Source organism: Ligilactobacillus salivarius DSM 20555 = ATCC 11741 (genome assembly GCF_001435955.1).
GTDB classification, from domain to species: Bacteria; Bacillota; Bacilli; order Lactobacillales; family Lactobacillaceae; genus Ligilactobacillus; species Ligilactobacillus salivarius.
The window spans coordinates 78,375-90,715 of the sequence record NZ_AYYT01000004.1 but is presented as its reverse complement, the minus strand read 5'-3'; the positions used below and the strand labels follow the sequence as shown (position 1 = coordinate 90,715).

At 33.6% G+C, this 12,341-nt stretch carries 13 protein-coding genes and 1 riboswitch; of the genes, 10 read left to right on the top strand and 3 right to left on the bottom strand.

Features of this window, described 5'->3' with window-relative positions; all coding sequences use genetic code 11:
• The first annotated feature begins 271 nt into the window (after window positions 1-271).
• Window positions 272-316, top strand: a riboswitch (PreQ1 riboswitch).
• A 10-nt stretch (window positions 317-326) separates the two neighbouring features.
• From FC55_RS03685 to FC55_RS03670, 4 genes are all read left to right on the top strand, one after another.
• Window positions 327-824: a QueT transporter family protein gene (locus FC55_RS03685; RefSeq protein WP_011476359.1), complete on the top strand. Its 498-nt coding sequence runs from the start codon at window positions 327-329 to the stop codon at window positions 822-824.
• A gap of 13 nt (window positions 825-837) precedes the next feature.
• Window positions 838-1,065 (top strand): DUF2829 domain-containing protein, encoded by a 228-nt coding sequence (locus FC55_RS03680; protein ID WP_003701248.1) that lies wholly within the window; start codon window positions 838-840, stop codon window positions 1,063-1,065.
• On the top strand, window positions 1,065-1,823 hold the full coding sequence (locus FC55_RS03675) for a 3-oxoacyl-ACP reductase (RefSeq protein ID WP_003701249.1): 759 nt from the start codon (window positions 1,065-1,067) through the stop codon (window positions 1,821-1,823). Before FC55_RS03680 ends, FC55_RS03675 begins: the two co-directional genes overlap by 1 nt.
• A 146-nt stretch (window positions 1,824-1,969) precedes the next feature.
• Window positions 1,970-3,106 carry an ArgE/DapE family deacylase gene (locus FC55_RS03670; protein ID WP_003701251.1) on the top strand — a complete coding sequence of 379 codons (1,137 nt, stop codon included), beginning with the start codon at window positions 1,970-1,972 and terminating at the stop codon, window positions 3,104-3,106.
• A 52-nt stretch (window positions 3,107-3,158) separates the two neighbouring features.
• Here FC55_RS03670 and nagA read toward each other — a convergent pair whose 3' ends face one another.
• Window positions 3,159-4,295, bottom strand: coding sequence for an N-acetylglucosamine-6-phosphate deacetylase (gene nagA, locus FC55_RS03665; protein ID WP_003701252.1), 1,137 nt, complete (start codon window positions 4,293-4,295; stop codon window positions 3,159-3,161).
• 165 nt (window positions 4,296-4,460) lie between these two features.
• Here nagA and nagB point away from each other — a divergent pair, with 165 nt between their 5' ends.
• A complete protein-coding gene (gene nagB, locus FC55_RS03660) occupies window positions 4,461-5,165 on the top strand; it encodes a glucosamine-6-phosphate deaminase (protein ID WP_003701253.1) in 705 nt (234 codons plus the stop codon).
• Window positions 5,166-5,255: 90 nt separating this feature from the next.
• Window positions 5,256-6,101 carry an alpha/beta hydrolase gene (locus tag FC55_RS03655; RefSeq protein WP_003701255.1) on the top strand — a complete coding sequence of 282 codons (846 nt, stop codon included), beginning with the start codon at window positions 5,256-5,258 and terminating at the stop codon, window positions 6,099-6,101.
• Between the two features lie 104 nt (window positions 6,102-6,205).
• Here FC55_RS03655 and FC55_RS03650 read toward each other — a convergent pair whose 3' ends face one another.
• Both FC55_RS03650 and FC55_RS03645 read right to left on the bottom strand, forming a co-directional pair.
• On the bottom strand, window positions 6,206-6,592 hold the full coding sequence (locus tag FC55_RS03650; protein ID WP_003701256.1) for a VOC family protein: 387 nt from the start codon (window positions 6,590-6,592) through the stop codon (window positions 6,206-6,208).
• Window positions 6,589-7,926, bottom strand: coding sequence for an MATE family efflux transporter (locus FC55_RS03645; protein ID WP_003701258.1), 1,338 nt, complete (start codon window positions 7,924-7,926; stop codon window positions 6,589-6,591). The genes FC55_RS03650 and FC55_RS03645 overlap by 4 nt, the downstream gene beginning before the upstream one ends.
• A gap of 277 nt (window positions 7,927-8,203) precedes the next feature.
• On the opposite strand from FC55_RS03645, the gene FC55_RS03640 reads away from it, so the two are divergent.
• The 4 genes from FC55_RS03640 (at window position 8,204) to FC55_RS03625 (ending at window position 12,226) form a co-directional block, all read left to right on the top strand.
• The gene (locus FC55_RS03640; RefSeq protein ID WP_003701260.1) at window positions 8,204-9,070 is read left to right on the top strand and encodes an ROK family protein; all 867 of its coding nucleotides are present in this window, start codon (window positions 8,204-8,206) and stop codon (window positions 9,068-9,070) included.
• Between the two features lie 186 nt (window positions 9,071-9,256).
• On the top strand, window positions 9,257-10,330 hold the full coding sequence (locus FC55_RS03635; protein WP_003701261.1) for an efflux RND transporter periplasmic adaptor subunit: 1,074 nt from the start codon (window positions 9,257-9,259) through the stop codon (window positions 10,328-10,330).
• Window positions 10,323-11,006, top strand: coding sequence for an ABC transporter ATP-binding protein (locus tag FC55_RS03630; protein WP_003701262.1), 684 nt, complete (start codon window positions 10,323-10,325; stop codon window positions 11,004-11,006). The genes FC55_RS03635 and FC55_RS03630 overlap by 8 nt, the downstream gene beginning before the upstream one ends.
• The gene (locus FC55_RS03625) at window positions 11,006-12,226 is read left to right on the top strand and encodes an ABC transporter permease (protein WP_003701264.1); all 1,221 of its coding nucleotides are present in this window, start codon (window positions 11,006-11,008) and stop codon (window positions 12,224-12,226) included. The genes FC55_RS03630 and FC55_RS03625 overlap by 1 nt, the downstream gene beginning before the upstream one ends.
• Window positions 12,227-12,341 lie beyond the last annotated feature (115 nt).

Genomic DNA, 12,341 nt, shown 5'->3' with positions numbered 1-12,341 from the left:
TTGATTGTAGATAGCATTACTAAATTTTTAGGAGGTGAGGCATATGAAGTGGTATTTAGTTGAAACTGTTAAAGATGGTCACGTAACTAACACAATTGTAAAGGCTTCCTCTGTTCAAGAAGCTGAAGAAAAGTCAAATGAATAATTGGAGCCTAGAACGTTGCAAAAAATAAAATTAACCCATAAGAAAAAGCGACTGCGAGAATTTAAATAGTTCTTGTGGTCGCTTTTGTTATTTAAAAAAGTTTGTTATACTGTATTTCGTGGTTTTTCCACACTGGTTCGTAAACATCCCAGTTAAAAAAACTAGAAAGCAGGTAATTTATATGGTTGATACACAATCACACGAAAAACTTATTGCGGTGATTAAAGGTGCTTTAGTGGCAGCTTTATATGCAGCAGTAACACTAGGTTTAGCTCCTTTAAGTTTTGGAGCAATTCAATTCAGACTATCAGAAGTATTTAATAACTTGGTAGTCTTCAATAAACGTTATATATGGGCATTGACAATTGGATGTGCAATTGCAAATCTTTGGTCCCCAATGGGAATCGTTGATGTCATTTTTGGTTCATTAGGAACGTTAGTTATGACGGGTTTAAGTTATTTATTAAGTAAACATGTAAAATCAGTCCCATTAAAGCTCTTAATTACAGTTATAATTTGTACTGTTATGACATGGAGTGTAGCATTGGAATTATATTATGTAAGTAAGCTACCATTTTGGCCAACATATTTCACTGTAGCAATCGGTGAATTTGGTTCAATGTTAATTGGTTCAATTTTAATGTGGATTTTAAGTAAACGTATTGATTTAACTAGATAAGCGAGGGAAGATTATGACTTTTGAAGAAGTATTACCAGAATTAAAAAAGGGTAAAAAAGCTGTTCGTACTGAAGGGTGGGGTGGCTCTGAAGAATACATTTTCGTAGTTGATAATGATACTCTTAATGGAGAGAAAGTTAACCCATATTTGATGATTAGAACAAAAGAAGAACCAGCTTTATCACAATTTATGCCAACTTCTTGCGATGTATTGGCTGATGATTGGAAGATTGTAGAATAATGAACCTTTATCCAGAATTTGAAGGAAAAGTAGTTGTTATGACAGGTGTCAGCTCTGGAATAGGACTAGAACAAGCTAAAGCATTTTTACAAGCAGGAGCAATAGTTTATGGAGCTGATATTAAAGAAAGTGCAGAAATTAAGGAAGTAGAGCAAAAATTTCCGACTTTAAGTTTCCAACAAGTGGATATAAGAAAGAAAAAAGATATTCACATGTGGACAGAAAAAATAAAAAAAGAAATATCAACTGTGGATATTTTATTAAATACAGCAGGTATTCTAGATAATTATGCACCAACTTTAGATACTAATGAAGAACAATGGGACAATATTTTTAATATCAATTTAAAAAGTATGTTCTTGTTGACTAATGAAATTTTACCAGTAATGTTGAAACAGAAACATGGAGTTATTGTAAATATGGCTTCTATTGCAGGATTAGTTGCTGGTGGCGGTGGAGCAGCTTATACAGCAGCGAAACATGGAATCATTGGATACACTAAACAATTGGCTTATGATTACGCTGATAAGGGAATTCGAGTTAATTGTATAGCTCCAGGAGCAATTAATACACCGATGAATGCAGCTGATTTTGCTGGAGATGGGGCGATGGCTAAAGAAGTAGCCAGACTCACACCAGCTAAACGATGGGCAAAACCTAAAGAAGTAGCAGAAATGACACTTTACTTGGCAAGTCCAAGAGCTGATTATGTTCACGGAACTGTTTTTACAATTGATGGTGGATGGACAGTTAAATAGAATTGAAAAGATAGTGATTGATCATGAATCGATTGCTATCTTTTTTCTTATTAAGACAGAATTATTTGACAAAAAAATTAAAATATGTCCGTTGATTCGGCTGAAAATCAAGGTTTATAATCTGGGTTAAAGGCGAGGTAATTGTTATGAATGAAATGGATAAAATCAAAGTATTAGCAGATATTGTTGAAATCCCATCAGTAAACGATGATGAAGTGAGTGTAGCTAAATATATAAGGGATTTATTTGCAAAATATGGAATCGAATCTAAAATTTTAAAAGTTAAAGGGAACAGGGCCAATTTAGTTGCAGAAATAGGAGAAAAAGGTCCCATTCTAGGATTCTCAGGGCATTTAGATGTAGTTGCAGCTAAGGAAAGTGATGGTTGGCATAGTGATCCATTTAAATTAGTTGAAAGAGATGGGAAACTTTATGGTCGCGGAACATCAGATATGAAGTCTGGGGTAGCAGCGATGATCGTTTCTTTAATTGAATTGCAGCAAAAAGGATTAAAAAACGGAAGAATTCGCTTGATGCTGACAATGGGTGAAGAAATAGGGGAAGAAGGATCAGCATATTTTTACGAACATGGCTATATGAAAGATGTTTCTGCCTTAGTGATTAGTGAACCTACGTATTACAGAATAATTTATGCGGAAAAAGGTTCATTAGATTTGAAGATTACTTCTAGAGGTAAAGCTGCACATAGTTCAATGCCAAATCTTGGGTATAATGCTGTAAATCCACTAATTGAATTACTTAGTGAATTAAATGAATTTTTCAGTAATCCACCAAAAAATGATGTATTAGGGCCACTTACATTCAATGTGACAGTCTTTAAAGGTGGAGAACAAGTAAATACAATTCCTGATTACGCTGAAGCGGAAATTAATGTTCGGACATTACCTAATTTTGACGGAAATGATGTAATTAAGAAGTTAGATGAATATCTTGAAAAGAAAAATGAAAATGGCGCTACATTAACGAGAGAAGTTTTAATGAATGAAGATGCAGTACTAAAATCACCAGATTCAGTAATTGCTGATTTAGCTGCTGAAATTGTTGAAAGCCGTGGAAGAGAAGTCGTTAAGACCATTGCACCAGGTATTACGGATGCTTCTAATTTACTAAAGGAAAAGAAAGAAGATTATCCATTTATAGTATTTGGTCCAGGTAATCCATTGGTAAGTCATCAAGTAGATGAATATGTGGAAAAGAAAGCTTATCTAGATTTTATTGATATTTATCAAGAGTTAGCTGAAAAATATTTTATTAATGATTAGAAAAATCCCCACTAAGTTGCAATTAAAGTAACTTGGTAGGGATTTTAATTAACTATTTTTCAAATAAACGACCAAAACTAAATGTTTTAACAACATTTAAATCAGAATCAAGCACATTTAAGTCAGCATCTTTGCCAACTTCAATAGCACCTTTTTGAGTTAAGCCAAATTCACGAGCTTGGTTAACAGAAGACATTTTCACAGCTTCTTCAATACCGCAACCAGTAAATTTCATAATATTCTTAAAGGCATCTTGGTATTGCAATACAGAACCAGCTAAATTACCAGATTCTAGACGAGCTTGCTTATCTTTAACGATAACTTTTTGACCACCTAATTCTGAAACTCCTTCAGGCATACCTTTTGCACGCATGGAGTCAGTAACTAATTCAATCTTGTCTGGTCCTTTAAGGTCATAAGCTAGTTTAATCATATCTGGGAAAACGTGGAATCCATCAGCAATGATTTCGCAATACATATTTCCTTCGAGAAGGGCATGACCAGTAACACCTGGTTCGCGATGCTTCAATTCACGTTGAGCATTGTATAAATGAGTAACGTGACTAGCAAGTGAGCCTTTCATTTGAGCACGTGTAGCATTACTATGACCTACAGATAATACGATGTTGTGTTCAATACAATATTTTTCAAATTCAGTAGTATTTTCATTTTCAGGAGCATAAGTAACTAATTTAATCATGCCACCAGATAGTTCATTCCAATGAGCGAAAGCATCGATATCAGGAGATTCGATATATTCTTCTGGTTGAGCTCCTTTGAAAACAGGTGAAACAAAAGGTCCTTCAAGATGAATACCTTGAATAACTGGATTTTTTGCAGCAGCTTCTTTAATGCCAACCATCGCATGCGCAATATTTTCATGAGATTGAGTCATAGTTGTAGCGAAATATGTAGTAATACCTTCATGGACCATATCATTAACCATTTCATCAATTTGGTTAGCATCGCCATCCATGGAATCGAAGCTATAACCACCATGGCTATGAACGTCGATAAAGCCAGGAACTACAACTTGTCCTTCCAAATCAATAATTTTATCATCAGATACTTGGGCTTTATATTCAGACATTGGTCCAACATTGATAATTTGTTTATCAAATCGTAAATATCCATCTACAATTTTTTCGGAACCAGTATAAATAAGTCCATGTTTTAAAACTGTACTCATATATTTGACCACCTTTATTTTAAATAATAGCGATAAACTCGCACTTCTATTAACTTAAGTAACAACTTAATAATAAATGGTATAGACCATGAATGCAAGAGTTTACAAATAGAAATATTAGTTGTATAATTGGTATAGACCAAAACGGAAGAGGGAGTATTTATTATGAAAGTAATCAAAGTTAAAGATCAAGTAGAAGGCGGAAAAGAAGCATTAAAAGTATTTAAAGAAGCTTTAGATAATGGGGTCAAAGTATTCGGCTTAGCTACAGGTAGTACTCCAGAAACAACATACGATGAATTAGTAAAAAGTGATATTGATTTTTCTAATAGTATCTCTGTAAATTTAGATGAATATGTAGGATTAAAACCAGAAGATGAACAAAGTTACGCTTATTTCATGAAGGAACATTTATTCAATGCTAAGCCATTTGCAAAATCATTTTTACCAAATGGAATGGCTGAAGATGCTGATCAAGAATGTGAGCGCTATGATAAGTTGTTAGAAGAATATCATGTTGGATTACAACTTTTAGGAATTGGACGTAATGGTCATATTGGTTTTAATGAACCAGGATCATCATTTGATGGTAAGACTCATAAAGTGGCTTTGACACAATCAACTATTAATGCAAATTCACGTTTCTTTGACAATGAAGAAGATGTTCCAAAATACGCATATTCAATGGGAATTGGAACAATAATGAAATCTGACACAATTTTATTAGAAGCATTTGGTAAGAACAAAGCTGAAGCTGTTAAGGCAATGATTGAAGGACCAGTAACACCTGAAGTTCCAGCAAGTGTACTACAAAATCACCCTGATGTTGTAGTAATTATTGATGAAGAAGCAGCTTCATTGTTGAAATAATAGTTAGAGAGTACATGGAATTTCCATGTGCTTTTTTTCTTGCCTTGAAGTAAGCTCTAAGCTTTATAATAGGCTTTGAGGTGATGTGGGGTGTTACGAAAAAATAAATCTGTATGGTTAGTTTTACTAGCTGTTTTATTAATAGTATTTTGTGGAGTAAGACTTTATCGAGTACAAGCTGCTCAGAATAATTATATTAATTCAAATGTTCCTACTTTATTCTTCCATGGTTGGGGGAGTAGTTATCGTGCGGAACGACAAATAGCAAATTATGCTAAAAATAAAGGTGTAACTAATACAATCATCAGAGCTGATGTTTCGGCTAAGGGTGAAGTTGAATTAATAGGAAGTATGAAAAAGAACGCAAAAAATCCAATTGTTGAAGTGAATTATCAAGATAATAAGAACGCAAATTATAACGAAGATGCTAAATGGATGAAAAATGTAGTAGTAGCCCTACAAAAGAAATACGGCATAAAAAAGTTTAATGTAGTGGGACATTCGATGGGAAATATGTCAATTATGTTTTACTTGCTGAACTATGGTGGAGATAAGAATTTACCTCAAATTCAAAAGCAAGTAGATATTGCTGGTCACTTTAATGGTATTTTGGGAATGGATGACAAATTAGGTGAAAGTAAATTGGAAAAAAATGGTAAGCCAAATATCTTTAGGCAGAGTTATAAGAAATTATTGGCAATTAGAGAGAGTTATCCTAAGAATCAAATTGATGTCCTAAACATCTATGGAGACATAGGTGATAAGTCAGATGGAAGGGTAAGCAATAATTCATCAAAATCTTTAAAATACTTATTAAATAGTCGTGAGAAGTCATATCAAGAATTAAAAATAAGTGGAAAATATGGACAACATAGTAAATTGCATGAAAGCAAAGGGGTTGATAAAGCATTGATAGGTTTCTTATGGGCTAAATAGGATTTGCATAAATTAGGAAATTGGTCCTGTGTCTAGAATTGACAATTGTATAAAAAATAAAATCTCAAACTGGTATCCAAAATATCAGCTTGAGATTTTTTAGATTATTTATAAGTTGAAATTTCAATCAAATTTTGATCGTAATCACGTAGATAAATCGATGTCATTTCGCCTTCAGATCCCATTTTTGTCATAGGGCCAGCAACGATATTTACAAAATAACTCTTAAGATGGTTTTCAATATCAGACATTTTATCTCCAGAGACGATACAAATATCAGCTGCACCAATTGTTTGATTATTAGCACGCAAGTCACTATCTTTATCAGCTTTACGTAGACGAATAAGTTGATGTCCACAACGAAGTGTAATTACATCTTCGGTAGTTTGATCCTTAATGACTGGCATGTCAAATACTTCATGATAGAAGCGTTCAGCCTGAGCTAAATCTGATACTGTTAATACGATGTGATCTAAACGTTTGATTTTCACAATAAAGATTCCTTTCTTATTTGCATAGTAGAAATTTTTCTATTAGTTAGATATATACCTAAGCTTGCTACGATAAATTCGGTAAATGGAACACTTGCCCAGACACCAGCTATGCCACCAAAGTAAGCAAAAATAATAATTGATGGCAATAGGATGATGTATCCACGTAAAATCGACAAGAAAAAGGCACCTCTAGCATCGTTAATAGCTGCTAAAAATAGCATTAAAACAAGGTTTAGACAACTAAAAAAGATACTAATAAAGTAAATAGGAATACCTTTAACTGCATAAGCAACAAGTTGAGCTTCGTGTTCAGCGTTGAAAATATCGACAATAGGAGCTTTAAAAATAAGAAGTAAGAAATAACTGATTATAGCTATTGAAAAAGTAACAAGCAATCCAATTTTTAAAGCAATTTTTACGTTTTGGTATAAGTGTTTACCATACTCGCGACTAGCAATAGGTTGTACCCCTAAGGCAACACCGTTGAAGATTGCTAAGAAAACAATCCCAATATTAGCAATAACTCCATAAGCAGCAATCGCATAATTTCCACCTAACTTTAGAAGTACTAAGTTGAAAACAAAAATGCTAACTCCAGTACTCATTTCATTCAAGAAAGATGGAATACCTAATCGAGCAGCTTTTAGGACCGTTTTGAGATGGACTTTGGTTTTAAAAAGTTTTAATTGTCGTTGTGCAAAATGGCGATGTCTACTTAAAACCGTTAGACTAGTTAAAGGAGAAAAAATAGTTGCTAAAGCAGCACCTTCCATTTTTAAATTTAACCCAAAAATTAAAAGCCAATCCATGAATATTACAAAAGCTGTTTGTGTTAAAGCAGCCCGCATTGTTAGCGAGGGGTTGCCATCATTTCTAACAAAGTTAATAGTAACATAATTTGCCATAAACAATGGAGCACCACAGGAAACAATACGAAAATAAGTGGTTGCCATATTGATGGTTTGTTGATTAGCACCCATTAAAGTCAAAATTTGATGAGGAAAAAGATTTCCAATTATTGCAAAGAGAATTCCTAATCCCACACAAAAAATGATGAGTTCACTGTAAAGTCCTTCAATTCTTTCAGGGTGACGAACCTTATTTAAAGAAAAAATAGCGGCACCACCAACACCTAAAAGCAACCCTAAAGAGTTAAAAAGATTGAAAATCGGCAATACAATATTTAAAGTTGCAAGACCGATTGAACCAGCTGCAAGAGCTATAAATAAAGTATCAACCAAAACGTATAATGATATTCCTAAAGATGCGAAGATATTTTTCACGATATAACCGGAAACTTCACGTCTTACTGAATAAACAGTATTTTGCATAATTACCCTCCGTATAAGCAAACCTATGCAGAAAATCTGCCGCCTGTCAGTTCACTTGTAGTTTAGATATTGTGGCAAAACCCGGCGATTTTGCATCCTTATTTCAAAAAAGTATTATAGCACATTATCAGAATAATAAAGGTAATTATCTACTTGAAAATAATTTATATTATATGTCAAACGTTTAGCATATTTTTCTTTACCTTTTAAATGATATGTTATAAAATAATAGTTGTTATAGAGGAAAACGTTTACCAATTAATAGAGGTGAGATAAATTGACTAAATTATACGGAGCAATTGAAGCCGGTGGAACAAAGTTTGTTTGTGCAGTGGCTGATGAAAATTTAAATATAGTAGAAAGGGTTTCAATTCCTACAACAGTACCAGAAGAAACAATGAGCGATGTTTTCAAGTTCTTTGAAAAGCATGAAGTTCAAGCCATTGGAATTGCTTCTTTTGGACCAATTGATGTTAATCGCAAATCTAGTACATATGGTTATATAACCAATACACCTAAGCCAGGCTGGAAGAACTATGATTTCTTAGGTGAAATGAAGAAGAGATTTGACGTACCTTATGCATGGACAACGGATGTTAATGGAGCTGCTTACGGTGAATTGAAAAAAGGTGCAGCTTTAGGTAAAGATAGTTGTGTTTACTTAACTGTTGGAACAGGTATCGGTGGCGGTGTTGTTATCAATGGTAAAGTTATCGAAGGATACGGACATCCAGAAATTGGACATATCATTATGCGTCGTCATCCCGAAGATAAGTACGAAGGAAAGTGTCCATTCCATCATGACTGTTTAGAAGGTTTAGCTGCTGGTCCTGCAATTGAAGCAAGACAAGGTGGTGTTAAGGCTTATGATATTCCTAAAGATGATAAGGCTTGGGAAATTGTAGCATATTACTTAGCACAAGCATGTGTAGATCTAACTTTAACTTTATCACCAGAAAAAATTATTTTTGGTGGTGGTGTTTCTAAGCAAGAACAATTATTCCCAATGATAAGAGAATCATTTAAAAAGCAAATGAATGATTATGTTCCAACACCTGATTTAGATGACTATATCGTTCATGTAGAATTAGGCGATGATGCTGGAATTACAGGTTGCTTCTTACTAGCAATGGAAGCAGAATAATTATTTTTTAAATGGCGTGTCTATTAATAGGCATGCCATTTTTTTATTGGAATTTTTTAAGAAATACTTGCGTTAAGTCTTTGTTATGTGTATAGTTAGTTATGTAAGTAATTAACCAATGAAGATGATTAGTGATATATAGTGAAGAACATAATTGATCTAGGGAAATAATTTGGAGGATAGAAGATGAAGAAAAAAAGAAGTTTACGAAATAAATTTACAGGGAAAAAACGCTGGGTAATAGTTGGTGGAGTTGTAGTATTATTGGTAGCTGGAGTAGCTGTACATTCTGCAATTTCAGATAAAAATTTAAGTGAAGATTCAAAATATCGCGTTGCTAAAGTGTCACAACAAACTAGCTTTACGTTAACAGGAAGTGTTGAGCCAGTTCAAAAGGAAATTTTAGATACTCCTAGTGGTGATATCCAAAGCATTAATGTTAAGAATGGTGAACATGTTGAGCAAGGACAAGCTATCCTAACTACACACAATGCAGATAAGCAAGATTCGGTTGTGGAAGTTCAAGGTGAAATTGATAAATCTCAAAGAGCGATGAACTCCCAACAACAAAGTATTAATAATATTAAGAAGCAAATGAGCAGTGTGGGATCAGGTAATGATGGATATAGTGAGTTACAAGGACAATTAACAGAAGCACAAAATGCTTATGCCGATGCCCAAGCAAGTGTGAATGCTGCGAAAAATAAATTAAATACTTTATCTAGTAAAGTCAATCAAACATTAACAGCTCCATATGCTGGATATGTTGAAGTAGATACATCTAAACAGAATCAGCCAGTTGTTACTTTATATTCGGATGATAGACAAGTTTCAGCACAAATTTCAGAATATGACTATAGCAAGGTTAAATTAGGTGGAAATATTCAAGTTAAGGCAGTTGCTACTAATAAGGTTCAAGAAACACAAATATCATATTTGTCAGAAGTGCCAACAAAAGATAGCAAGGGCAATAATACTAAATATGATTTAAATGCTAAAGTAGATGCTAAGAAATTTATGTTAGGTCAGACAGTCAAAATGTCAGTAGTACAAAAGGGGATAAAAATTCCTAAAGCTGCTGTAAGAGATGGAAAAGTATACGTTGTAAATAAAGCTGGAAAAGCCCAAGCAACTAAAGTGTCAGGTAAAGAAGTTAATAGCTATTTTATTGTAGATCAAGGCCTTGTAGATAGCGATAAGATAGTTACTAATCCAGATAAAGACCTAAAAAATAATGAGCAGGTAGAAAATAATGATTAGGCTAGAAAATATTAATAAATACTACCAACAAGGCGATTCTCAATTTCATGTGTTACATGATATTAATCTAAATATCGATGCAGGAGAATTGGTAGCAATTATTGGTGAATCTGGCTCAGGGAAATCTACTTTGATAAATATTATTGGTTTTTTAGATGATAAGTTTGAGGGGACTTATTATTATAATGATGAACCAATTCATGATTATGATAGAAAAGATTTTTCAAAACTTCGGAACGAAAATGTAGGGTTTGTTTTTCAAAATTTTAAGTTATTAAGAGACGTTAGTGTGGCAGAAAATGTGGCTTTACCATTATTGTATGCTGGTAAGAAACGTGCGGAGATTAAGGAAAGAGTTAGCGAAGTTTTGAGTAAAGTAGGTCTGGCTGGTTATGAAAATAAATTGCCTAAAAATATGTCTGGTGGGCAGCAACAGCGTGTTTCGATAGCACGAGCAATAGCTACGAATCCTAAATTCTTAATTGCTGACGAACCAACTGGGGCTTTGGATACACAAACTAGCCAAGAAATTATGAATTTATTTAAGGAACTTAATCGAGAAAGTCATACAACTATTATTTTAGTTACACACGATCCACACGTTGCTGAGCAATGTGAAAGGGTAGTAACAATTCTTGATGGTCACATGATAAAAGATGAAAGGAATGAGATATAATGAAGTTTATAGAGTTATTGAGAACAGCCTTTCAATCTTTGAAAACTAATCGGAAAAGAAGCTTTTTAACAATTATCGGTATAATGATCGGGATTGCTGCCGTTATTACAATTCTGGGCATGGGTGATGGTGTTAAAAAGACAATGTATGATAAGTTTGGTAATTCTAAACAAGGACAACAAACGACAGAAATTGGATATTCTTCAGTAGACATGGGATCGACAGTACATGGCTTTACTGAAGAAGATATTGCTAATATTAAGACGGAATTTGGTTCAGAATTTAAAGATGTGAAGATAGAACATGATTCATTAATCAATTCTAAGATGACTATTGGCGATGAGGAAAAATCTGTAAGTATTAATTTAGAAAAGAAACCTGAAAAGTCGATTGACTTAATAGCTGGTAGAGAGATTACTAAACAAGACTTACAGATGAAAGAGCCAGTAGCGATGATAAAGGAATCCTTGGCAAAAAAAGAATTTGGAACTGCTCAAAATGCAGTTGGAACTTCAATTTCATCTAATGAGACAACTTATCGTATTATTGGTGTTTATGGTGGCGGAAGTAAATATGATCAATATGGGACATTAAGTGCAAAAGGAACTGATGTTGTTGTTCCATATAAGTTATACTACGATGGTCAAAATGCCAATGAAGGTGATGTAATTAAATTAACATTCCCTCAAGATGCTCCGGCAAGCAAGGTATCTAAAAAGATTGCTAAGTATCTTGAAAAAAATGGAAGTGCCATGAATAAAGGAACATATACATATTACGATATGGAAAAAGAACTAAAGGCATTTTCTTCACAAATTAATATGATAACAGGATTTATCAGTTTAATTGCGGCAATTTCTTTGTTCATCGCTGGAATCGGCGTTATGAATATGATGTATATTTCAGTTTCAGAACGAACTCAAGAGATTGGTATCCGATTAGCGGTAGGGGCAACTCCAACTAACATTATGTTACAATTTTTAATTGAAGCGATGGTTCTGACTGTAACTGGTGGTCTAATTGGTTTTGTTTTAGGTGCAGGCTTATCACATCTACTGGCACCATTGCTAAGCCTAGGTGGAGGAATTAAAATCAAAGCACATGTTACGCTAAATGCCTTCTTATTAGCGTTTGGAGTTTCTAGTGCTGTTGGTTTGATTTTCGGTATATTACCAGCTAGACAGGCAGCCAATAAGAATTTAATTGATATATTGAGATAAAAAATAATGAAGTAGAATTATTTGGTTATGATACAGTTTCATAATTGGGTAAGGCTACTTTTTATTTTGCCATGTTTCACGAAAATTATTATAATTAGCTCGGATTAGAAATGAG